The following is a 23,658-nucleotide window of genomic DNA, read 5'->3' on the forward strand; positions in this document are numbered from 1 at the left end:
GCGCCGCCGCTGTGATGATGTGGGATCCGCCGAAGCATCCTGTACGGCCAGGTCGCAGCGCCTGGTGGCCGTCGGCGCGGATGCTGCTGATCATCCGCGGACATGGGTTAAGAGTACGGGCCGCCGATACACCGCCCGCGAGGTGACAGCGATTAGTCCGACCGACGACCGATCCGCGCAGAAGGGGGTTTTGACCTGCAGTTATGGCAGGTCCCCTAACGGAAGGACTGCGTCGATGCGCGGTAGGGATCGCGAACGCGAGCGGTTCGCCTGACTCCGCCCTACTAGGGCGTGTCTCCCAATGATTTGGGTGTTGTGCTGCAGACTCTTCGCTGTGGCAGACGTTGTTAATAGGTTTGAGGTGTTGACGGACAAGCAGTGGGAGTTGCTTGCGCTGCTGTTGCCCAGTTCGGAGGGCTGCGGGGGCGGAAGTTCCAGAACAGCCGCTCGTGGTGGAGGGGATGCTCTACCGGCTGCGTACCGGGCTCCCGTGGCGGGATCTACCTGCGCATTTCGGCCCCTGGAAGACGTGTGGAAACGGCACCGACGCTACGCCGGGGATGGAACGTGGGATCGGGTACTCATAGCCCTGGCCGGCGATGGCCGATGCCGGTGGCGACCTGGATTGGGCGGTGTCGGTGGATTCCACCGTGGTGCGGGTGCACCAGCACGGCGCCAACGCCGCGCGTGACACAGGGGGATCTACCGAATTACACGAATCTGCTTGACGAACCGGTCGATCACGGCATCGGCCGGTCCCGCGGCGGGCTGACCTGCAAAGTCCACCTGGCGTGCGATGGCGACGGACGTCCCTTGTCGGTGCTGGTGGGTCCTGGCCAGGCCGGCGACAGCCCGATGTTCGGCCCGCTCCTGGAGGGCATCTGCGTGCCGCGCACGGTGGCGGCGCACCCCGTACGCGCCCGGACGAGGTCCGTGCCGACAAGGCGTACACATCCAAGGCCAATCGAGAACTGCTACGCAGCAAGGGCATCAAGGCGGTCATTCCCGAGAAGTCCGATCAGGTGGCCAACCGCAAGAACAAGGGCAGCGCGGGCGGTCGGCCACCGAACTTCGATGCCGAGTCGTACAAGGGCCGCAACGTGGTGGAAAGGGCCTTCAACAAGGCAAAACAGTGGCGAGCGGTGGCAACCCGGTATGACAAGCTTGCCCTGACTTACCGGGCTGGATTCCTCCTCGCCGGCATCGTCGAATGGCTCAAACTATTGGGAGACATGCCCTAGTACTACAGTCGCGTTTTATTTTGATCTTGTCGGTGTGTCGGCGCAGGTTCCGAGAGTCGCAGGATGCATGGTCCGTGTGTGGGCGATGATGTGTGCGTGGCTGAGGTCGGGTGTGGGCGGAGGGGCTGGCGGAGATCGATGCCTTGATCGGGCATCGTTTCGCCAGGTCCGAGCCCCGCAAGCATGCGGTGGAATATGTGCGGGGGTTGCTCTCGGGCGAGGAGCGGAAGAATTCGTGGACCCTGTCCGAACGCGCGGGCGATCGATTGCCGGACGGATGCAGCGACTGCTCTCGACGGCGGACTGGGATCCCGACGCGGTCCGCGACGACGTACGCGATTATGCGGTCGATCATCTTGCGGATCCGTCCGGTGTGTTGATTCTCGACGAGACCGGTTCTGAAGAAGGGCACCCGCTCGGCCGGGGTGGCCCGCCAGTACTCGGGCACCGCGGGCCGAGTCGAGAACTGCCAGATCGGGGTGTTCTTGACCTATGCCACTGCGGCGGGTCGAACGCTGATCGACCGAGAGTTGTACCTGCCCAAAGCCTGGACCGACGACCGTGACCGGTGCGGCAGGCCGGGATCCCCGCCGAGCGCGAGTTCGCGACCAAACCCGAGCTGGCGATCGCGATGCTCGAACGCGCCGTCGCCGCCGGTGTGCCGGCACGATGGGTCACCGGAGATGCGTATACGGGCAGGTGCACCGGCTCCGTGCCCGTTGCGAGGAACTCGGATTGTCCTACGTGCTGGCTACTTCGGTGAACCAACACGTCATCACCGTCGACGGCGCCGAGCTCCGTGCCGACGAGGCGATCGCGGCGTTGCCTGCCCAGGCGTGGCGGACCCGCTCGGCCGGTGACGGCGCGAAAGGCGAGCGACTCTACGACTGGGCGCGCACACCGGTGCGCGGGGTTGAACTGGCCGACGACTGGCTCCTGCCCGTCGCAGTCGCACCGATCCGGAGGACCTGGCGTACTACCTGTGCCACTGCCCGGCGCGCACCTACCTTGACCGAATTGGTCACCGTCGCGGAACACGTTGGGCGATAGAGGAAACCTTCCAGACCGCGAAGGGCCAGACGGGCCTCGACCACTACCAGGTTCGGCAGTACGCGGGCTGGTACCGGCACATCACCCTCTCGATGCTCGCGCACACCTTCCTCACCGTCACTCCGGTCAAAAAGGGGGCCCGAGAACCCGGCGACGACAGCGAGTTGATCGCACTGAGCGTCCCGGAGATCCGACGGCTGCTCTGCCTTCTGATCTGGACGTATCTACCCGACCCCCGCCACGTCCTCGCACGCTCCCACTGGCGCCGCCGCCATCAACACCGGGCCCGACAATGCCACTACCGAGCCCGAGGACACCTGTCCTAAACGCGACTGTAGTACTACCGGGGCTGCGCCCCAGCCCGACGAGTCGTGTGGTGGCGGCTGCGCTCCGGGGGCCCCGGCCGGTCGGGGTGATGACCCTGGTCGACGACGTCGATCGGGTGTATGAACCGTCGTAGCGGTTGGTTGGCCTGCCGGCCGCCCGATCGTCCGGAGCTCATCATGACCATACCGCGCAGCGTCGCCGACGTGCTCACCACGCACACGCTCTTCGACGTCGAGTGCATCGACCGGATGTACCTCAACGTCTACGTTCCCGGCCTGCAGTACGCTCCCGGCCTGGTCGCCTACGTGCATCGGCAGCTGGGATTGCCGGTCGCCTCCACCGCACCGCTGGCCAGGATCACCGACCGCTTCGCTGCGGCGGTGCACCGCTTCGCCGACACCGGGCACATCCCGTGGGTGGACTTCGCGAAGGGCCAGCGCAAGGACGACGTGATGCACGAGTACCTCGAGCAGTTCACCGCACCCGAGGGGGTGGTGTTCATTGGCCGGGCGCAGGGAGGACACCACTGTTCCGCACGGAGAAACGACGCGACGCCGACGGCAAGAGTTATCCGTGGATCGTCAAGTCCACCGGCGTGGTCAACCATTACTACTTCTACTGCGTCGACGCCGACTTCGGCCCGTTCTTCCTCAAGTTCTGCTCGTACTTCCCTACAACGCCAAACTCTGTATCAACGGCCACCACTGGGCCCAGCGTCAGGCCGCGAGGGCCGGGCTCGGGTTCACCGCGCTCGACAACGCCTTCGCCGCCGTCGATGACCCCGACGCGTTGCAGGCGATCTGCGATCGGCTGACCGGTCCACGGATCGACGCCCTCCTCCGGAAATGGCTGGCGATTCTGCCGGATCCGTTCACCGACGCCGATCGGGACGCCGGCTACCGCTACGACCTGTCGGTGTTGCAGGCGGAGTTCTCCCTGACCCAGATGCTCGACGCCCGGTTTCCGGTCGGGTCTTCTTCGAACAGGTCATCCGCGACAATCTCGATCTCGGCCGCCCCGACCAGGTCACGTTGGTCTTCGACCGGCGGTTGATGCGCCGCGGCCCCCGTGCCACCCCCGGGCGATTCCGCACCCGGGTGATCACCGAGGGCGTCACCCCCAGCCTGCACGTCGATTACAAACACACACCATCAAGCAGTACCACAAGAGGGACGCGCCCTGCGCACCGAAACCACCATCAACGACACCCGCGATTTCCACCTCGGGAAACGACTGACACATCTGCCCGCCCTGCGGGAGATCGGCTTCCACGCCAACCGCCGCCTACTGCGCGTCCAACGACTCAGCCACGACCCGATCATCGCGCCGACGCCCGCCGCCATCACCGCCCCCGTCATCACCACCACCGCACCCGTGTCCCGGGACTACGGTTCGCCGATCAGCGCAGCCACGCCCTGCTCTCCGCACTGCTGGTCTTCCGGCTGCACCCGAACGGCTTCACCAACAAGGACCTGCGCACCCTCACCGGCGAGCTGCGTGGACTCGACCCGGACGAAGTGTCCGCCGGGCAGATGACCTACGACCTGCGCCGGCTGAAAACCCGCAGCCTCATCGTCCGGATCGAGGGCACCCACCGGTATCAGGTCACCGACCTCGACTCGACACCGCGAAGTTCCTCACCTGTATCCACGATCGGGTCCTGCGCACCGGCCTGGCCGAACTCGCCGCTCCGACAACCACTCCCGGCCGCCTGCGATCAGCTGCCACCGCCTACCGCACCGCCGTCGATACCCTCACCGCCACAGCGCAACTCGCAGCCTGAAATATCAAGCAGTCGAACGTGACCCACACACCACAAACTTGACCCCAAAACCCGGCTACGCCGCTTCTAGCTACCTAGCTACCTAGTCGCTGTCATGTCCCGACAACATGTTATGCCACAATCTCATACCACAAGGGTGGATCCGGGCGACGACTGCGGGGCGTCCTCCGATTCCGGTCGGTTGATGGCCCGCAGTAGGAAGATCATATTCGCGATAAACTGAAGGCCGAAGGCAATGGCCGAACCCAGAAGCCGAAGATCCACTCCAAGCGAACGGTCCTGACCGGAAGAACGGCACGATCACAACCGGGGTGAACATTATCGGTGCCCAGATATTCACGTACCCCAGCCAACGAGGGAACAGCGGCTGTTGCCGCTTGTCGCTGAAGATGGCGTAAGCGAACGCGAAGTTCTGCACCATGAACGGGGTAAACGGCATAATCAGGAAGATCCAGCTCATGTCGTTGAGCATCATGGTCAACTCGGGCGAACGTTCCGGCCGGAACGCGGTGACAATGAACAGCAGTCCGGGCACCAGGAAGGTCAGCACCCGAACGCGCCACCTGCCAGCTGGGTGTACACGACGGTGGAATGCATGCCGGGGATCCGACGCATCTGCCCGGAAAAACGGCCGTGAATGACGCATAGAACATCGAGGCCGTCATGACCAGAACGGCGCCCATACGGATAGTGTTTCGCATTCTCCCGGTAATGGGCGGCCACTTCGGCCTGCGACCACGACGTCGGCATCGGCGGCAGAAATCCCGCGATGAAAAGCCGGTGAACATAAACAGGATGCAGGCCGGGCCGCTCAGGCGCATACCTTCTGGATAGCAGTGTGGTTCGTCGCCACTATCACATCGGCGTCATTGTGTTTGAACATCATTTCTCCTAACTCATCGAAAAGACTTGGTACACAGCGTGATCAAGCCCACAGATACATGCCGACGACCGCCGTGCAGACAATCAGGCAGTAGCCGTCGAACAGACCGCGCAACGGCAGCGGGGCATCCCGCAGCTCCATGAAATACATGCCGATGAATCGGACCTTGATAAAGGCGACGAGCAGAATCGCGACGCCGATCAGTTCTCGGTAGGCGTCGGCACCGTGCGCGCTCTCGAAACCCAGCCACCACGACAGCACGGTCGCGGACACCAGTACCAACCACACGGCCGTTGCCGTGGTTCGTGCCAGCGCAGTCAATGTCGGAATCATCGCTACCTCACTAGATACAGCAATGGGAACAGAACGATCCACAGCAGATCGACCATGTGCCAGAAGCAGGCGCCACCTTCGAAGAAGGCGAATCGATGCTCGGTGATCTCGGGTTTACGTGCGAACACGTACAGCGTCACGAGTACTACCAATCCCACGATGAGGTGGAACCAGTGCAACCCGGTCAGCACGAAATAGAACATGAAGAAGTCATTGGTGGCCGGGGTGATCCCGTGACTCACTTTTTCGGCGTACTCCAAGACCTTCAACGCCGAGAAGAGTATTCCGCAAAAGATGGCACCGGCGATCAGGTGAGGCGCCAGCGGCATCCGTTTCCGCACCGCCCGGACAGCGAGCACAACCAGCAGTGAGCTCACCAGCAGCACCACCGTGTTGGCCGCACCGTAGTTCTGATTCAGTGCGACTTGCGACTGATCGAAAATCTCCGGCTTCTTCGCTCGGTAATAGAAGAAGGTGGCGAAGAGGACGGCGAAAATGACCATATCGCCGAATATGAAAACCCAGATGCCCACCTCACCTGGTACTTGGGGAACGGCACGAGGATGTTGCCGAGAATTTCTCGTTACTGTCGACATGTTGCTTCCTCGAGGGTCAGGGGTGTCTATTGTGTCCGCAGCCGTCTCGGAGGCGGCGTTCTTGGCGCGTCGGTACAGCAGCACGGTCCTAGATATGAATTGAATCACTATTAAGTATCCTGGCAGTCGACCGATTAGGTGTCAAGCGTCACTTTTTGTCATCTGTCGTCTCCGAGGTCATACCTCGTCTACCGCGGTGCGTCAGGTGCGTCTCCGCGGAAAGCTGCCGGGCGTCGTGTGCGGCGCTAGGCCGTTGAGGTAACCCGTGCGGCTGTTGGCCCACCTGCACACCGCGAAACCTGGAGGCACCCCAACAGCCCGCAGGGAACGCCCACCCATGCCCCCGAGCGGTGGCCCGTTGGTCCGGGCCGCACCCTGCTCGCCAAGGCCGGCGTCCTGATCCCCGTGTCGGATCTGTTCGGTGTCACCGGCCGCCAGAGGCTGGCCCGGGTGCCGCTCGGGGACGCGTACGCGCAGCGGGTGGTCTCGCTGCTCGAGCTGATCGACACTGGAGCCGTTGCACCACAACCACATAGCGAAACCGAATCACGTCGTTGGTCCTCGACGCGGTCTCGGGCCCAGACCAGCCTGCACCGGGCCGGGCCACCGTCAAGACCATTCGTCCTCGCTCACGCTGCGGGCGCTCTGTCTTGACCCCGGCCCTCACCCGGCACTGCCCGCATAGAGGCCGAAACCCGTAAAACTCGACCCTTGACAAGCCCGACACCTACAGGGATGACGACTTACGGTGATCGGAGGCCTATTAGCGGTCCGCCGACGCCACCAGGTTCGGCGACACCGCCCCCGGATCATTCGAGAGACAGGGGCAAGAAGTCATACCGAACATGGCGACCGAAGTCCCGCGGAACGAGACCACGAAGACGGCAACGGGGTGAATCCCGGCTTCCATCGCGTTGTCGGTGACCGGGCAGGACACCGGGTTCAGAAGGGTCCGAGGTTGCATTGCCAGATCGCCGCGATGATGTACAGAACCACGGCCAATGGGCAGTAGGGCATCGCCACCTCAGGCGCCGAAGATTCGGGGAGTCGGTGCCCGTGACACCGGGATTACCGCAACGGCGGGCTGTACGCGGCGTGGTCAGTGCTTTCCGGTCCAGGTGCGGGCCTGTCGGTGGGGTTCGGGTCGGTGTGGATGCGGTGTGCTCGGGCGTTTTCGTGGTCGACGATCGCGTTCTGTCACTGCAGGTCCGAGCATGCGCCGGAGGGTGCGCAGGGATCGGGAAACCCGAGCCGGGCGCCGATCTGCGCCCAGGAACCGCCCTGGGTGAGGGCGGCGGTGATCGCCTGGGCGAGGAGTTCCTCGGCTATCTCTCCGGGCGTGGCGAGAGTGCCGCGGTCGTCGTCTCGGTGCTGCTGCTGCGGCCGGTCCTTTCGGTAGGTGTGGACTGGCTGATCCGTCCGGGGATTGTCGCGAACCGCGGGCCGGTGCAGCGGCGATGTTCGCCGGCAGCGAAAGGGGGAGCGGAGGGACCGGTCCGCTGTGAGTCGACGGCGCTGACAGGCCAGTCGGTCTGAGAGAGCATCTGAAACTCGGTGATCGTCGGCGTGTGACGGATGGGAAACAAGTGAACTCCTGGAAGGTCAGTGAGTGCTTACGTCCCCGCCCTGCCAGGAGCTCACTTGCCATCATCGCTCATCGAGCTGTGCCCGTCATGCCCCACCCCGGATCACTCCAGGACACCGGTGCGCGGTGTACCCCTCATCGTCCATCGCCGATGTACAGTGGGTGCTCCGCGAACCCCTGCTCCCGCCTCCCGGCAACACCGGAGGCGGCGGTGGTCGACCCGAAAAGCACTGCCGCCGTCTGGTGCTCGACGCCATCTTCGACGTCGTGCGGGGCGGCATCGCGTGGCGGCAGCTGCCGGCGGAGTTCCCGCCCGCCACCACGGTGTACGCGATCTTCGCCCGGTGAGTCCGGGCGGGGGTGTGGCAACGGATCCACGACGCACTGCGCGATCGCGCCCGTGTGCGGGGCGGCCGCGATCCGCAGCCGTCGGCGGCGATCATCGACTCCCAATCGGTGCAGGGCGCCGACACCGTGCCCGGGTCGAGTCGTGGATACGATGCGAGGAAGAAAACGAACGGGCGCAAACGGCACATCGCTGTGGACTCGAACGGGCTGTTGCTGGCGGTTGTGGTGACGATGGCCGGTATTCAGGACCGGGACGGCGCGTTCCGGCTCCTGGCTGCGCTGCGCGCCCCCTGCTCGACGATCAGTTTGGTGTGGGCCGACGGCGGCTACGCCGGCAGGCTGATCGAGTGGTGTTCTGTCGCTGACTGTTCAGGTCGTCAAACGCGCCGACGACGCCAAGGGATTCAAGGTTCTTCCCCTCAGGTGGGTGGTCGAGAGAACGTTCGCGGGGATCTGTAAACACCGCCGCTGCGTCCGCAACTACGAGAAGCGGCCCGACATCACGAAGCTATAGTCTACATCGCCATGATCGCGACCACGTCACGCCGACTCTCTCGGATGGCCTGACCCGAACCGGAGCTTTCAGATGCACTCTGAGGAGTGCATCGACTCTGGCGTCACCGTCGGTTCCCGGATGGAGTTCGGCAAGGTCACCAGCTTCAGCAGCAACCACAGCACCGCCGATAACTTCGCTGGCCACCCGCCGTATATGGCACGGGGCCGATCTGTCGCATCGAGCTCCCGTTCCACATGGGATGGACTCCTCACGGGCACTGGATGGACTTTCGCAGTGTTCCGTCACCGCACATGCTCTCCGTCGAGCTGGAGAGCTGAACTCCCAGCTTCGCTGGCGACGAGGCGGACGGCCACATCGAAGACCTGCGAGCCGACGCCCGAGGGAGCGGAGGGCGCGGCCACCCAGCGCCTGCTAACGGAACACGTGGTGGTCGGTGGAGGCGGGTAGCTGGAAACCGGGGATCTCGTGGGCCGTCATCGGCCCGTGAGGTCCCCGGCTTGTCATCGGGGGCTCAGTCGACCTCGTTATCGACCTCTTTGAGGAATCCTCCGTTGAGCATGCGCTTGGCGTTCTGGACCAAGGTGTCGACAGACTCTCCGCGTGGCTGCCACCATTCGGTGGACCAATTGAGCGAACCGAGGATGAGCATGCGTGCGAGCCGCTCGTCGACGCCCGGCCGAAGTTGCCCGGCCGTTCGCACGTCCCGGAACAGCTTCCTCCACAGCACCGCGTATTTCTGCTGCTCGGCGAGTTGCCGATCGCGCAGCTCGATGGGCATCTGGGCGGCATTGCGAATCGCGGCCATTGTGTAGTCGGACTCGGTCAGAATGAAGCGTAGGTGCTGCTCCAGTGCGATGTTCAGGCGTTCCGCGGGTGACACGCTGCTCGCAGCTTTGAGGGCCTTGCGCACATGGTCGTGCAAGTGTGCCATTCCCTGCCAGATGACCTCTTCGATCAGGTCCTCGCGCGATTCGAAGTAGTAGTAAATTGCCGGTGCTTGACACTCGGCGCGGTCGGCGATATCGCTCAGGCGAGTTCCGGAGAAACCTTTGCGGCACAAAATGTGCGCCGTGGCATCCAAGATCCGGGCTCGGGTCTTGGCGGACTTGGTAGTCGCTAAGGGAGCGCTGCTGGCATTGTTCGTCGCTAGGCGTGGCACAAACCCGATTCTAACTGCCCTTCTACGGTCGTGCCTGCGACACCCTGGTTTTGTTGACGATCCCGGTCACATGCACCTATTATTTAGTCTGAATTAGATACTTCCGGGAATGTTGGTCCTCGTTCAGCTGGCCCGTAGCGCGCCGTGAAGTCGTGATGACGCGCGATGTGTTTCGTGTGCCGAACGATCCTCGAGTTTGGAGTGAGAAGAGAAGATGGTGGAATCGATGAGCTGGACGGTTGTCGGCGGGGCGTCGGGTGGTTTGGGTCGGGCCATCGCTCGTAGCCTGGCGGAGGATGGCCATGACGTCGTCGTGGCGTATCGAGGCAATCGTGCGGGGGCCGACGAGACGGCGGAGCTCGTCCGTTCGAGTGGTCGAAAGGCCATGATTGAGCAGGTTGATCTTGCGATTCCCGACGAGGCTCGGGCCTTTGCGAGCCGAGTCGCGGATGCCGGCGCCGTGCGAGGTGTCGTCTACGCGGCGGGCCCGGTGATTCCGATGTCGTTCATCGCCAAGACTGAGCTCGAGACCTTCTCACGCGTGATCGACAACGACCTCAAGAGCTGCTTCAACTTGGTGCAGCCTTTCCTGCCGATGCTCCGTGCTTCGTCGGGTGCAGTAACCGCCATCGTCACACCGGTGATCGAGCGGTACAGCAAGATGGACCTGATGTCGTCGGCCCCCAAGGCGGGGGTTCAGGCATTGATCAGGGGCATCGCCGGCGAAGAGGGGCGATTCGGTGTTCGCGCGAATGCTGTCGGCGCCGGCGTCATCGAGGGGGAGGGCATGTTCGACAAGTTGGTGAAATCGGGGGTCTTCACGGAACAGGGCCTGGCCTTGGCGAAGTCGGAGACGACCCTTGGTCGGTTCGGGGACGTGACTGACGTGGCCGAGGCAGTCCGATTCCTCATGTCAGATCGTGCCGGCTGGATTACCGGCCAGACTCTCAACGTCGATGGAGGGTACGGAGTCTGATCGCGATTCGCGTCGTGAGCATCCTCTGGTGCGCGATGCGTTCGAGTGTCACCGGTAAATCCCCGGCCGCGTCACACGGGACTCGGGTGGCTCGCGGTCGGGGGTGCGAAGACATGGCCCTCTTTTCGGGCAACACCGCGCCGACCCAAAGTGAGCGGCCAAGGTCCTCCGACGGCGACCGTGCGGGCATCGCTGGTCCTGATCGGGCGCGTCGAAGATGTGGTTCAGATCATCGACCACGCGGTATTGATCGCGTGGGGGGTTCGAACGAATGCTTCTGTTCGCCCAAAGTTTAATGTACAGTAAAATATCTCGGGAGCTTCCCCGGTCCGCCGGAGCCCCCGCGCGAGGAAAGGCTGCCTATGTCGGAGGAACTGCACGTGTCGGTGGATGAGCACGTCGCCGTGCTTACGGTCGATCGTCCGCTCGCCAATAACTCACTCGGAGGGTCTCTGCTGAGGGAACTCTTGGACGTCTCCGCCGAGCTCGAACGTGACGACAGCGTTCGCGTCATCGTCACGACCGCGAACGTCTCGGACGGCGCGACGGCGTGGAGCCCCGGCGTCGACTTTGCCCAGCTGGACGGCAAGCTCGGTCCCGGCGCGGACGCGGATGTCATGTTTTACGGCGGAGTGATGCAGGGTGATCACGCCTCGCTCGGGGTCTCGGCTCAAGCTCGACGTTTCGACCCGTTGGGGCCGGGCCGATGGATTCTTCAGATGCTTAACAACTTTCAGAAGCCCACCATCGCGGCCATCAATGGAGCCGTGGCTGGCGGAGGCATCGGATGGGCTGGCCTGCACACTTACCGCATTGCGGGCGAGTCGGTGAAGTTCAAAGCTGCGTTCGGCACACTTGGATTCGGCCCCGACATGGGAGCCAGTTATTTCGTCACCAAGCTGATGGGACAATCGGCGGCGACGGACTTCTTGCTGCGGGACCAGCCGATGTCGGCGGAAGATGCGCACCGTGCAGGCTTCGTCAACCAGGTGGTCCCTGACGGCCAGGTGCTGGAGCACGCGCTGAAGGTTGCCAAGGATCTAGCGCAGCTGCCACCACTCGGGTTGCGGGCGACGGTCCGTGCCTTGCGAGGTGCTGAGACGAATACCCTGGCCGAGCAGCTTGACCTGGAGTGGGACAACCAGCGCATTACCTTTGCCACCGAGGACGCTGCCGCGGCCTTCGAGGCATTCAAAACACGCACGAAGGGGACGTACGTCGGCCGTTGACCGGAGGTGATCCGGTCTTCATCCACGATTCGAAGGAACACCATGCAGGGCATTGAAGACATGGACGCCATCGTCGTACGATCGATCCGCGAGCGGCGCGCCGAGCCGTCCCGCGACGAAGTGCCGACGGCGCCGAGCATGCGCATCCCCAAGTTCAGCGCTGCTGCAGGCGCCGGCATACGGGATGCGGGATGCGGAACTCTCCGGTATTTGTTTGACCCGTCGAGGCCTCAACCGGGTAGATTCCAGGAGTCCTCGCGTGAATGAGGGATTCGTAAAGTCGCCATCTGAAAGGGTCGGCCGAGGGGCAGGGGACGGCGAGGACCTGGAGGGAATCGGCCCGGTACCAACGATCGCCTGGGGACCCTTGCTCGGTCAAGCGACAACTGTGGCAGAGCAGGACGTCCCGGGCGATCTCGTCGATAGACGACGCGCGGTCCGTGATCTCGGTCGGGCGCTCCGCGCCCTCGGGACCGACTCGGTCATGTCGGAGGTACCTACCAAGATCCTCTGCCAGGCGAGGCTTCTGGTCGCCGAGGCCACCTCGATCCTAGGCGCGACGAGCCGGCAGGCCGGTGTGCCCTCCTCGGTTGACGACCCGTACAACGGCGTACGAATGTTCTCACCAATGACCGGGGAGGGGAGTCCATTCGTTGCTCCGTTATCGTTCGAGACTGTCGACGGCGTGGCCAGCGCCACCTGTACGTTCGGTGAGGCATTCGAAGGCCCGCCGCACCACGTACATGGCGGGATCTCGGCAATGCTGATGGATCACGCGCTGGGGCACGTCGTGGCAGACTCAGGCAAACCGGGCCTGACCCGGAAGCTCGTCGTCCAATACTTGCGCCCCGTCCCCTCCGGGGTGGAGCTGCTCGTGCGCGGGCGAGTGGTCGCCAGCGGGGACGGCGATGTCTTCGCTCAGGCGTGGATAGCCGCCGCTGCTGAGCCGGGGACGCGACTGGTGACGGCGGACGGGCACTTCCGCCTGCTGCGCCCGGAGCAGGCGGCGAAGCTTATGAAGCAGTTCGCCTGACTGGAATCGACTGGCTTCTGCTTCTTGCGAGCAGAATGACCGGGACCTCCGCAGGATGCCCGCACAACTGGCCTTCGGCGTCGAAAGCATTACCGGACATCCGGTGGCACGCCTCGCCGTGCCACCGGTCCTCGGGGCCACGAGACGATCTCGAAGATTGCAGACGTCGTCTCGCTCAGGGAAAGCCAGGCCTGGCTCTAGCGACTGCTCGAAGAGTCTGCGCCGAACCGGCCAATCCGGTGGCGGTCGGCACGGGTTGCCTCGATCGCCTCCGTGAGGCCGGTGCGCCCCTCACTGCGGGGATCCACACGTCTCCGGACGCCGGCGTCCTGCACGAAGGTCAACATAGCTACGAATGCACGGTGTGGCCGACATCGCGATCGGAAACCGGCTGAGTCGCCTCGTGCTGCGGGATGTGGCGCTTCCTGCGTCTGACCACCGACTGCGACCCGGGCGTACCTTCGCCGAGCAGATAGACGGTGTGATGTGCACGGCGCACCCCCAGATGCTGAAGGGAAGCCTCGAAAGAATTTGGCTGGCGGTTGCCGGCCGCTCCGGAACCCAGCGACAGAACTGTCGGGACACAGCACCCAGCTACGACTTGTCCGTGCGCTTCCAGACCCGGCATCGGGCGGTGAAGGTCCTCGGAGTCGACGACTTCGCCCTTCGACGACGGCACCGGTCCGGGATCGTCCTGATCGACATGGCCACCGCCCTCCCCGGCGACGTCCTCACCGACAGGAAGGTCGATTACCTTCGCCGACTGGCCGACCGCGTGCCCGGGCACGACCGTGGTGCCGTGTTGGCGCCGGCGCTTGCGTCGAAGGGGCGCGCACGGGGGCGCCCGACGCGATCGAGGTCGCCGAAAACTGACAGCTGTGGCATAACCTGGCCGAAGCCGCGCGGAAAACATTGCCGCTCAAAGCGTTTGTCTCCGACTCAGGGCTGCAGACGATCCCGAACGGCACACCGAACTCACCGCCGCGGAGGACTTCCGGCGGACCGCCGAACAAGCGTTGACCGCGCGCCGCGAGCAATCCGTCCTCGTCGCCTCCACCCAGCGCCGCTATGAAAGCGGTTTCCGCGCTCGAGGCCCAGGGCAAGTGGATCAAACCGATCCAACGGGGCTCGGGCGCGCTGAGGAGAACCGTGCGTCGGCCGTTTGGCAGCGTCGCCAACTGCTGGCCGCCCCGCAGGCCGGTCGGCACTCGGGTTGGACGAGTCCACCGTACATCTGCACGGGCGAAAATCCCGAACGTTCGGCGCGTCGCCTCGCGGATCCTGCACCGACCTGAGGGCATCACCGACGACGAGCAGCAAGTCCTCGCCAACTGCCAGCACCTTGAGACCACCGCCGCGTTCGTACCTCGTTCGCCCGAGATGCTGACCAGCACACGGCGACCGTGTCAACCTTGGAAGGCGGCCGTCTCCTCGAACGATCTGCCGAACCTGCATCGATTCGTCCGGGGGATCGGACGCGACCGAGCCGCGGTCCTCAACGGGCTGACCACCTGCCCGACAACTCCGGCGCTGTCGAGGGAAACGTAAATCGAATCAAAACGCGCGAGCGGCAGAGGGATGGACGCGCCGGATTCGACCTCCCACACATGCGAATACACCTCAGCCACTGACATACTCAGGAACCATCACGGAGAATGAGCCAGAGCCATTCGAACCTGACACACGCACGCGGCCGCAGTCGCGCCTTGGAGTTTCCCGGGAGCGGTTGCAGCGACCAAGCCGTGGCCACATTGCTGTGACCGTCCATGACATCGAGGTGAAACGCCACCCGTGACTGTCAGAGTCTGAGTTCATCGATGGCGCTCACGACCGCAGTCGTGGACGTTGCGCCATTGTCGGCTGCAGCACCGGACTCGGTCCCTCATCCTAGCCTTCGGCAACCCGGCTTGTTGTGTCAAAAAATCAGAGCAGCAATGACTTACGCAAAATTCTCGACTGTCACGGCTGCCCCCCGATCGTGCGTGTACATCAATGCCGCCGGCCGACCGTGTGTAACTCGGGGAGCTCTCACCACCCTCGCCCGACGCAGCTAGTTTCACGTCCGGTCGGCGGCCGCGTTGACCTCCTACACCGGTCCCGGAGAGGGGCTTCATCGGCGTCCTCCGCTCCCGGCTCTCCCGGCCCGGCAATCGGCAACTTGTACCGAGCCCTGCACACCACGGTCATCACCTCGTACTGTCGGACACGGTCGGTCGTGGTTACACGTGCTACCGCGCTGTGGGCACGAGTCGCCAGGACACGTTGCGCTGCTTGAAGACGGTTCCACCCTCTGCGGTGGCGGGCCGGGAGGACCCTCGGGGACGACTCCGAATCTATTATCCTGCCCGGCCCGCGGACACCCCACGCGTCGGTACGTCGGACCAGTCACGTCTTCCTCGTTTGAGGAAGACTGTGCGCATCACGCGTCCTCGAGCTCCACAGGCGAGGCAGCGCGTTCGAGAACTTCGACGGTTCCAGAATTGCCGTTAACGCGAATACGGTCGCCCGTCTTGATGGTGCGGCTTCCGCTCCGGGTGTTCACGACGCACGGCACCCGAAGCTCGCGGGCCACGACCGCTGCATGGCTAAGTGCTCCGCCGATGTCCACGACAAGGGCGGACGAGATGAACATCACCGAGGACCAACTCGGGTCGGTCGTCGGAGTCACTAGAACCTCGCCAGGTTGAACCGCGGCGAAATCAGGCTCGTAAAGGACACGCGCGATTCCCTCGACGACTCCTGCGCTAACACCGATGCCTTCAAGAGTCATCGCTCCCTCGGCGGTCAGACCGTCATCGGCGCCGACCGGCGTCGCCTCCGGCATGCCCTTCCACTCGCTCGGGATCGACAGCGCTGCGTAAGCATCCCGTCGCTCGCGCCGTTTCCGCACAAGCGACTTAACGTCGCTAGGTGTGTTTTCGACTTCTGCCGCGGTCAAGTAAAAGATGTCGTCGGTGTGCTCCAGAGTGCCCGCTTCAACGAGCAGTGCGCCAAGGCGCCGCGCGGATGCCCGGGTTCCATCGAGACCTTGCACCAACGACCGCTTTGCCGCACCGCGCAGCGGAATCCGTGTCGCTGCGAGTTTCAGCAGGAACCGAACGGCTGGTCTTTGCCATCTCGGCGTCGCAGCAAGCAGCTGTCGCGCCGCCATACCGGCCGCGATGTGGTGATCCGCCTCGCGAAGGCGAGGATCCTCATCGTCGTCTTGGAGGGCATAGGTCTCGATCAGTGTGCGCAGCGGCTCGGGATTCTCACGCCACACAACACTCGATATTTCGCCCTCCGACGGACCGTGCATTCCATGCCGCGCGACGACCTCGTCAAAGCGGAGCTCGTTGCGTGACGCCTTCCAGACGTCGGTGACGAGTCCCGAGACCTCAGCCCCACCGGAGCCGCTCAATGCCGAGATATCCACTCCAGCACGCTTGGTCAGTCGTTCAAGAATGTCGTACACCGGAACGATGCCTGCAAGGGAGCCGACGACCTGGGTCTCCAGGGCTCGGTCGAAGTGCCGTGTGGCGACGCGGAAGTTTTCGGTCGCCTCGGCTACCGTCAACGCTTTGGACACGCGCTGAAGATGCGGTGCGTACCAGGCGTCGACCGCTTTGACGGTCTCCCGGATCTCCTTGGTAACGGTCATGAATGTCCAGGGGAATCTGCCGGCGATAATGGGCCATCGACGACGTGTGGGATTCGCCTGCCAACCGTCGGGAACACGACCAAGGATGGATATGACGATGTCCTCGCTTGAAGTTCCAGGCATACGGTCGCCCATTGTGCCCATGTATTCGACCTGGATGGTGGGGCGGCCATAGAACACACGGAAGTAGTGGCGGTCGGCGTCATCAGTGAATTCCGACTCTGCCCGAGACAGAACTCCGATTCGGAATGCGGCCTTCAATGCGGCCTTCTCGAGCGTCCGGTGCCACAGCGTCCAGTTCAGGGGAGTTAGAACCCCGGGCATCGCCTCGCCGAGGTTAGACGTGGTCCAATGAAGGTTCGGAGTGCTCGACGAGTGCAGCGGATCCCATCGTTGGGGTGTGGTGAGGTCCGAGTCGTTACCGGATTGGGACTGCTTAACCGGGGGGACGGGTTGCGATGCCCAGACGGTTTCCGGCCTCGCCTGCAGGAGCTGCACCTGTGAGGACGGTCCGGACCCGGCAATTGCCCACTCGACGTCCATCGGGGCGCCGAAGGCCGTCTCGATCTCTCGTCCGAGTTCGGCGATCCTGCACACTTCCTCGTTGCTGAGGGACCAGTCCGCACGCTCGCCGGGCGAGACTTCTACCTTGCGAACCTGCTGACTCGCCTCATCGAAGCGGTACGCAATCTGCTTATCCCCGATGACGCGCTTGCGCAACCCAAGAGTTTTCTTGTCGACCCAGAAGGAGTCCGGCGTGACCTCCCCGGCTACGACGGCTTCGCCGAGCCCGTAGTTCGATTCGATGTACAGCGCGTCGCGGTCACCGTTGGCCGGATCGAGGGTCATCATGACTCCTGCCGCACGAGCTTGTACCATCTCCTGAACGACCACCGCCATGGCTACATCCTCAGGCGGAACTCCCAAGCGGGCCCGATAGGCGATGACACGCGGGCTGAAGAGGCTTGCCCAGCACCGTACGATATGGGTAATAACCTGGTCTGCCCCCTGCACCCAGAGATAGGTGTCCTGCTGTCCAGCGAAAGAGGCGTCTGCACGATCCTCGGCGATCGCGCTGGACCGCACGGCGACGGGAGTCGGGGACAAGCCCAGCCCGCGGTATGCATCTTCGATAGTCGTGCGAAGCTCATCACTGATGAGCGCTTCCGTGAAGAGCGCGGAAATCACCTCAGACACGGCTGTGAGATCGCCCTCGGGGTCGGCTCCGCGAAGAGCGCTCTCGATGTGCTCGTTGATGCCCGCAGCCTTCACCGCCGCCCGGTACGCGTCGGTTGTAACGACGAAACCCGGAGGTACGGTCATGCCCGACCGCATAAGCGCTCCGAGTCCCAGCGCCTTGCCCCCGACCTCCGATGCGACATCCTCTCCGCACTTCTCGAGCGGCATCACTGCGATGACGTCCATGAACCTCTGCCTTCTGTCTGAGTTAACGATTGAAAATGTCGTCGCGCGGTGACGTAAATTCACCTTCGCCGCAGTCGGGTGTCGGGCGCTACCGGAACGGCATGTCACCGCGGTGTCTTGGTGCGCTAATCACCCTGGGGTCCGCCAACTCCTCGCGATGCGGAAGGTCGGATCTGCTCATACTGCTCAGCGAAAGCATAACCCAGAGGATGCGGCCAATCCAGGGTTTTTTCTATCTGACTTTAAATTGTTGCGGATCGGCCTGACGAATGGTCGTACGGTAGGTGCGAACGATTTTCGCTTACGAGCGATCCCGATGCGCTTCAATATATTTCGCCGTCTCAGGCTCGGTCATGCTTGTTGCAGTTGCGCTACCCGCGGGAGCTTCTATGAAGTTGGGTGCCGCGGACAATGAGGTGCCGGGGCACCTCCGGGCCCACGAACGCAGACCGCCCGGCCAGGCCGGTCCAGTCGGGGCCGGCCTGGGAGAAAATCGTCGACCGTCGAGTCTCGTGCCGGCTTAGGTATGTGTCAGTTGGAGTGCAAGCGCTCCAGAAGGGCCGCCTCGGTGCGTCCGGAACCAGCGGACGGCCGTCAGTTCGGCTGCGACTACGTGGACGTCCACCTGGAGGGCCTTCTTGCCCCGTTCGCCAGCACTGGGCCGGCCCCCGCTGTGCGGGAAAGCCCGGATATTGCCTGGTGGGGTTTGCGGAGGCCTCAGCATTGACACTCGAAAGTGAGGTAGCTAACATAACGGTATTACAGACAACGTAGTTTGTCTCGTCGTTCCACCTGGAGCCGCGTACGCGCTGTCCCAGGAGGATGCAAGAAGGAGCAATGGTTTGGCGCACGTTGTCACCCAACCCTGCTGCAATGACGCAGCATGTGTGTCGGTCTGTCCCGTCAACTGCATCCATCCGGCGCCGCATGAGCCGGGTTATGGCACTGCGGAGATGCTGTATATCGATCCGGTCTCCTGTATCGATTGCGGCGCATGTGTCGAGGTATGCCCTGTGAGCGCGATCGTGGCCGATATCGATTTGACGGATGAGACGGCTCCGTACGAGGAGATCAACGCTGCGTTCTATTCGAACAGGACTTCCGAGGACGCGAATGTTGTTCGGGCACAGACAAAGAAAGTAGATTCGGACGAAAAGCTCCGCCCACTGAAGGTGGCTATCGTAGGTTCCGGCCCGGCGGCATGCTATACCGCAGAAGAGCTTCTCTTGCGCCGCGATCTCGCGGTCGAGGTGAACATGTTCGAACAGTTGCCCACTCCGTGGGGCCTGGTCCGTTACGGCGTCGCTCCCGATCATCAAGGGACGAAGGCGGTCGCCGGGCTGTTTCAGCGCACCGCAGGTCGCAGGGGTATGGAGATGTTTCTCAATGTCACTGTTGGAAAACATGTTACGCATGAGGAATTGCTGGAGTCGCACGATGCGGTGGTCTATGCGATCGGTGCTTCCGGGAGCCGACGGCTTGATATTCCCGGCGAGGAGCTACCTGGTAGCCACAGTGCAACCGAGTTCGTCGCGTGGTACAACGGACATCCCGATTTCGCCGACAGTGTGTTTGACCTGTCCGCCGACCGCGCTGTTGTGATCGGGAACGGCAATGTCGCTCTGGACGTCGCCCGTCTCCTTGTCAGCGAACCCCAAGCTCTCGCTAAGACGGATATGGCTACCCATGCCGTAGATAGGCTCGCTGGGAGCAATATCAAGGAAGTAGTCGTCATGGGACGGCGAGGACCGGCGCAGGCGGCATACACGACTCCGGAACTTTTAGCATTGAGTCAATCGTCGAGCTTTGATGTTCACGTAGACATGGACGAGTCCGAGCTGGATGCATACTCGCGCGCCGCTACCGAGGGGAATGACCCCATCGCGACGGTCAAGTTGGGGATTCTGAGGAAGCTCGCGTCCTCCGCCCCCAGTCCCGGCAAGAAGCGAATCGTCCTACGCTATCTCGCGTCCCCCTTGGAGGTATTGGGAGATGACCACGTAGAGGGATTGAGAATCGCACACAACGAATTGGTGTCCACACAGGATGGACGTTCGCAGGTGCGGCCTACGGGGGTCGAGGAGGACATCGAGTGCGGGCTCGTTCTGCGCTCGATTGGGTACCGAGGAGTTCCAACAGGACCGCTTCCCATTGAACCGGTCAGTGGCACGATTGCAAACCACGGCGGCCGTGTCACCTCGGAAAGCGGAGCCTGTCTGACAGGAGTCTACGTCGCGGGATGGATAAAGCGCGGCCCAACGGGCGTGATCGGCACCAACAAGAAGTGCGCAAAGGACACCGTCGAGAAGATCATCGAGGATCACCGCGCGGGGCGCCTCAAGGCACCTGTTCGTGCGCAGGAAAACTTGCGACAACTGATATCTGAGCGACAACCGGACTACCTGAACTTCGCCGGCGCGAAATCCATTGACGCGCACGAGCGAAGTCTGGGGAGGGAACGAGGAGCTCCGCGAATCAAGCTCATCGATTTGAATGAGATGCTGCGCGTTGCGGAAAGGCCAAATGTGTGAATCAACGTGATGCACAGAAGCCCGGTGTTCGTGACGGATTCAGCAGACTCTGTCAGTTCCCGGAAAAACTATAAGGAGGGCGAAGTAGTGAAGAGTGTGAACGAAATCGTCGAATCGATCGACTTGTACGATCCGGAACAGCGTCCGCATATGTTGGACGCGCTGCGTGCGGCTCGTGAAGGTGGGTGCCCCTTCCCGCGCGCCGCGGGCGACGGCGAATACTACGTCGCAACGCGATATGAAGACGTCAAGGCGATTGCTGAGCGACCCGACAAGTTCAGCAGTTGCGAACCTGCACTCAGGGGTCTCCCTGTCAGTTTGGCACCACTGGATCTGGACCCACCGATCCACCGCGACTTTCGGAAATTCCTCAACAAGTATTTCTCCCGCAACTACCTTCTGAAGTACGAGGACCAGATCCGTCAGGTCGGCCAAGACCTCGTCGCTAAAGTTGCGCGCAAGCTCGAGGAGCACGGCGAGTTCGAGTTCGTGCACGACTTCGCTATCCCGTTCACCGCCGGAGCGCTTGGTCGCGTGGTCTTTGCAACCGAGGACGCGGACCTCACCAAGCGCGCGGTCAGCGCCGTTGAGCGTGCCGCGACCGAAGGCACACCCGAAGCGTTCTTTGAAATCGCTCTGATCGCAGGTGAGCTTCTTGAAGAGGTCGAGAAGAATCCCGAATCGCGCGATGACGTACTCGGTGCGCTGGTCACTGCCACGGTGGAAGATGGTCGCTTGTTGACAGACGACGAACGCCTGGGCGTGGTAACAGCCCTGTTGGCCGGCGGACTCGACACCACTCGTAGCGCAATGTCGAATATCGCCTACCACCTCGCAACAAACCCTGAGGTCGAAGGCCGATTGCGTAACCCTGACTGGTGGAAGGTCGATCTCGACGAATTCCTGCGATTCGAACCCACGGTCTCCTTCATGGCTCGCACCGTCACCGAGGACACCACGATCGGGGATTGCGAGTTCAAAAAGGGCGACCGCATTGCGGTGAACTACATGTCGGCCAATCGCGACGTCGAACATTTCGACAATCCAGATGAATTGGACTTCGAGCGTATGGGCACTCCGCATGTGGCGTTCGGTGTGGGGGTTCATCGTTGCCTGGGCTCACATTTTGCGAGAATTCAGCTGGCGATCGCCTACGAGGAGCTGCTGAGCAAATTTGAAAACTTCCGGCTGACGATTCCGAAAGAAGAAACGCCACGTCAGGTTGGTATCAGTTACAACTCGGTCGAAAGCGTGCCGATTACCTGCTCTACGCGAAATGTTGTGAACGACGGTATCCAGGAGACAGTGTGACGATTCAGGCCAGTTCAACGGCTACCGCACCAGTGCAGTGCGGCGACGAACTACCGTTTGACGTGGACCGAGGTTCTGTTGTCGGTCCTGTCGAGCAACTCCGTGGGTGGGCGGCCGCCGATCCATCGGCGCCCTTCGTCAAATTCGGTGGGGAATGGATCACGGTCGGCGAACTCGACGGGAAGACCGACCGAGTTGCTGCAGGTTTGCTGAAACTCGGGCTTGTTAAGGGGGACCGGCTCGCCATCATGCTCCCCACAGCGGTCGAGTACGTCGAGCTCATTTTCGCGTGCGCCAAGCTCGGTATCGTCTTCGTGCCGATCAACGTCTTCCTGAAGGGCGAGTTCCTGAGGCACCAGTTGTCGACGAGCGGCGCGAGGGCGGTTGTCGGCGATGCAGCAGCAATGTCTCTACTGGGTGGCCAAGACTTTGCGACGACCTCGGTGCAATTCCTGGTAGGAGTAGACGGGAATGCCCCGGACCTTGATTCTCCGCCCATGTATGTCTCATACGCGTCGCTCGCCGAGCACGGTTCCGAACTTCCGGAAGTCAGCGTTCGACCTGACGACTTGATGAGTCTGATGTTCACCTCCGGGACGACCGGACTGTCGAAGGCCTGCAAGCTCTCGCACGCCTACTACTTCCAGGTCGCACGCATGTACATTGCCGCGAAATGGGTGGCAGCGGGGGACAAGATCGTCACGGCCCTGCCGCTCTATCACGCCGGCGGTCAGATCGCGGTCCTGATGTCGGCGCTATTTTCTCGGTCGTCGGTCAGCTTTCTCGCCCAATTCCACGCCAGCACCTTCATGCGTCAGGTCCACGAGGAAGGGGCGACCACATCGTGGGGTGTCGCGGCGATGGCGGCAGCCGTTCTGGCCCAACCCGAATCGTCGGACCCTCCCATGCGCGGCCAATTACGTCTGGCGGTATGGATTCCGCTGGACATCCCGCGCCAAGAAGAATTCGAGAGACGCTTCGGTACACGTGTCGTGTCTGACGGGTACGGACAAACCGAAGCCACCGCGATCTGCCTGAACCCGGTGAGTGAGGAACGGCTCCCAGGAACCGTGGGTCGTGCAGCCAGCCTTATCGAAGTTCGCATCGTCGATGATCTCGACAATGAGGTGCCCGATGGCGAAACAGGGGAATTCGCGGTGCGACCCCTGGCACCGGGTGCCATCTTCTCCGGGTATTGGGAGAACGACAGCGCAACCGTTTCGACGATCACCAACCTGTGGTATCACACAGGCGACTACGGCCGTAAAACTCCGGAGGGGGCATTCGCATTCGTAGATCGGAAGAAGGATGCGATGAGGCGACGTGGCGAGAATGTGTCGTCAATCGAGCTGGAAGTTGCCATCCGGCAGCACCCTCTGGTTGATGAAGTCGCTGTACACGCCGTGGCCTCGCCGATGACGGAAGACGACATCAAGGCGTGCATCGTCGCACGAGGGGAGCGCCCCGAGCCCGGCGAACTGTTGAAGTACTTCGAAACGCATCTACCGTACTTCTGCATCCCCAGGTTCATCGAGTTCTTTGATGAGCTGCCCGTTAACGGTGTTGGACGTGTTCTCAAACATCAACTTCGCGAGAGGGCATTGGGAGCCGGCACGATCGACCTGACCGGTGACAGGTATTCCCTGTCCAGGGAGAAGCGTCGCTAGGTGGAAGTGCTGTAGATCGGCCCA

17 protein-coding genes and 3 pseudogenes are annotated in these 23,658 nt (G+C 62.7%); 13 read left to right on the forward strand and 7 right to left on the reverse strand.

All coding sequences use genetic code 11. The annotated features are described in order from the left end of the window. Positions 1-301: 301 nt before the first annotated feature. From JWS14_RS49540 to JWS14_RS51095, 3 genes and pseudogenes are all read left to right on the forward strand, one after another. Positions 302-1,241: pseudogene (locus tag JWS14_RS49540) on the forward strand (IS5 family transposase). Between the two features lie 63 nt (positions 1,242-1,304). After that, a pseudogene (locus tag JWS14_RS49545) lies at positions 1,305-2,617 on the forward strand (IS701 family transposase). 574 nt (positions 2,618-3,191) lie between these two features. Continuing rightward, positions 3,192-3,671 (forward strand): hypothetical protein, encoded by a 480-nt coding sequence (locus JWS14_RS51095; RefSeq protein ID WP_241031963.1) that lies wholly within the window; start codon positions 3,192-3,194, stop codon positions 3,669-3,671. Positions 3,672-4,003: 332 nt separating this feature from the next. Here JWS14_RS51095 and JWS14_RS51100 read toward each other — a convergent pair whose 3' ends face one another. From JWS14_RS51100 to JWS14_RS49565, 4 genes are all read right to left on the reverse strand, one after another. Continuing rightward, complete coding sequence (locus JWS14_RS51100) at positions 4,004-4,213, reverse strand: hypothetical protein (RefSeq protein WP_241031964.1); 210 nt, start codon at positions 4,211-4,213, stop codon at positions 4,004-4,006. Positions 4,214-4,483: 270 nt separating this feature from the next. Continuing rightward, positions 4,484-4,951: a hypothetical protein gene (locus JWS14_RS49555; RefSeq protein ID WP_206017555.1), complete on the reverse strand. Its 468-nt coding sequence runs from the start codon at positions 4,949-4,951 to the stop codon at positions 4,484-4,486. 375 nt (positions 4,952-5,326) lie between these two features. Further along, positions 5,327-5,617 (reverse strand): cytochrome C oxidase subunit IV family protein, encoded by a 291-nt coding sequence (locus tag JWS14_RS49560; protein ID WP_206016322.1) that lies wholly within the window; start codon positions 5,615-5,617, stop codon positions 5,327-5,329. Positions 5,618-5,619: 2 nt separating this feature from the next. Further along, positions 5,620-6,213, reverse strand: a complete 594-nt coding sequence (locus tag JWS14_RS49565) for a cytochrome c oxidase subunit 3 (RefSeq protein WP_206016321.1) — start codon at positions 6,211-6,213, stop codon at positions 5,620-5,622. Between the two features lie 375 nt (positions 6,214-6,588). Between JWS14_RS49565 and JWS14_RS52305 the strand changes: the two are divergent. The 4 genes and pseudogenes from JWS14_RS52305 to JWS14_RS52200 form a co-directional block, all read left to right on the forward strand. Next, positions 6,589-6,720 (forward strand): annotated as a pseudogene (locus JWS14_RS52305) (IS110 family RNA-guided transposase); the annotation flags it as partial. Positions 6,721-7,389: 669 nt separating this feature from the next. Further along, positions 7,390-7,749: a hypothetical protein gene (locus tag JWS14_RS49570; protein ID WP_206016320.1), complete on the forward strand. Its 360-nt coding sequence runs from the start codon at positions 7,390-7,392 to the stop codon at positions 7,747-7,749. A 175-nt stretch (positions 7,750-7,924) separates the two neighbouring features. Further along, positions 7,925-8,146, forward strand: coding sequence for a transposase (locus tag JWS14_RS52195; protein ID WP_420855173.1), 222 nt, complete (start codon positions 7,925-7,927; stop codon positions 8,144-8,146). Between the two features lie 12 nt (positions 8,147-8,158). Further along, a complete protein-coding gene (locus tag JWS14_RS52200) occupies positions 8,159-8,605 on the forward strand; it encodes a transposase (protein WP_420855160.1) in 447 nt (148 codons plus the stop codon). Between the two features lie 569 nt (positions 8,606-9,174). Here JWS14_RS52200 and JWS14_RS49580 read toward each other — a convergent pair. Beyond that, positions 9,175-9,744, reverse strand: a complete 570-nt coding sequence (locus tag JWS14_RS49580) for a TetR/AcrR family transcriptional regulator (protein ID WP_206032248.1) — start codon at positions 9,742-9,744, stop codon at positions 9,175-9,177. A 292-nt stretch (positions 9,745-10,036) separates the two neighbouring features. Between JWS14_RS49580 and JWS14_RS49585 the strand changes: the two genes are divergently transcribed. From JWS14_RS49585 to JWS14_RS49595, 3 genes are all read left to right on the forward strand, one after another. After that, positions 10,037-10,798, forward strand: a complete 762-nt coding sequence (locus JWS14_RS49585) for an SDR family NAD(P)-dependent oxidoreductase (protein WP_105417956.1) — start codon at positions 10,037-10,039, stop codon at positions 10,796-10,798. Between the two features lie 362 nt (positions 10,799-11,160). Beyond that, positions 11,161-12,027, forward strand: coding sequence for an enoyl-CoA hydratase/isomerase family protein (locus tag JWS14_RS49590; RefSeq protein ID WP_141471507.1), 867 nt, complete (start codon positions 11,161-11,163; stop codon positions 12,025-12,027). A 628-nt stretch (positions 12,028-12,655) separates the two neighbouring features. Then, on the forward strand, positions 12,656-13,060 hold the full coding sequence (locus JWS14_RS49595; RefSeq protein ID WP_259376156.1) for a PaaI family thioesterase: 405 nt from the start codon (positions 12,656-12,658) through the stop codon (positions 13,058-13,060). Between the two features lie 349 nt (positions 13,061-13,409). Here JWS14_RS49595 and JWS14_RS49600 read toward each other — a convergent pair whose 3' ends face one another. Both JWS14_RS49600 and JWS14_RS49605 read right to left on the reverse strand, forming a co-directional pair. After that, a complete protein-coding gene (locus JWS14_RS49600; RefSeq protein WP_206016318.1) occupies positions 13,410-13,847 on the reverse strand; it encodes a hypothetical protein in 438 nt (145 codons plus the stop codon). Between the two features lie 1,632 nt (positions 13,848-15,479). Then, entirely contained in the window at positions 15,480-18,125 is a 2,646-nt protein-coding gene (locus JWS14_RS49605) for a PEP/pyruvate-binding domain-containing protein (RefSeq protein WP_164065582.1), read from the reverse strand. A gap of 887 nt (positions 18,126-19,012) precedes the next feature. On the opposite strand from JWS14_RS49605, the gene JWS14_RS49610 reads away from it, so the two are divergent. The 3 genes from JWS14_RS49610 (at position 19,013) to JWS14_RS49620 (ending at position 23,634) form a co-directional block, all read left to right on the forward strand. Continuing rightward, entirely contained in the window at positions 19,013-20,656 is a 1,644-nt protein-coding gene (locus tag JWS14_RS49610) for an FAD-dependent oxidoreductase (protein WP_338051876.1), read from the forward strand. An 87-nt stretch (positions 20,657-20,743) separates the two neighbouring features. After that, positions 20,744-21,967 (forward strand): cytochrome P450, encoded by a 1,224-nt coding sequence (locus tag JWS14_RS49615; RefSeq protein WP_241031965.1) that lies wholly within the window; start codon positions 20,744-20,746, stop codon positions 21,965-21,967. After that, positions 21,964-23,634 carry an AMP-binding protein gene (locus tag JWS14_RS49620; protein WP_164065584.1) on the forward strand — a complete coding sequence of 557 codons (1,671 nt, stop codon included), beginning with the start codon at positions 21,964-21,966 and terminating at the stop codon, positions 23,632-23,634. Before JWS14_RS49615 ends, JWS14_RS49620 begins: the two co-directional genes overlap by 4 nt. The last annotated feature ends 24 nt before the right edge of the window (positions 23,635-23,658 follow it).

The sequence above is a fragment of the Rhodococcus koreensis genome (assembly GCF_017068375.1).
Classification (GTDB): Bacteria; Actinomycetota; Actinomycetes; order Mycobacteriales; family Mycobacteriaceae; genus Rhodococcus_F; species Rhodococcus_F koreensis.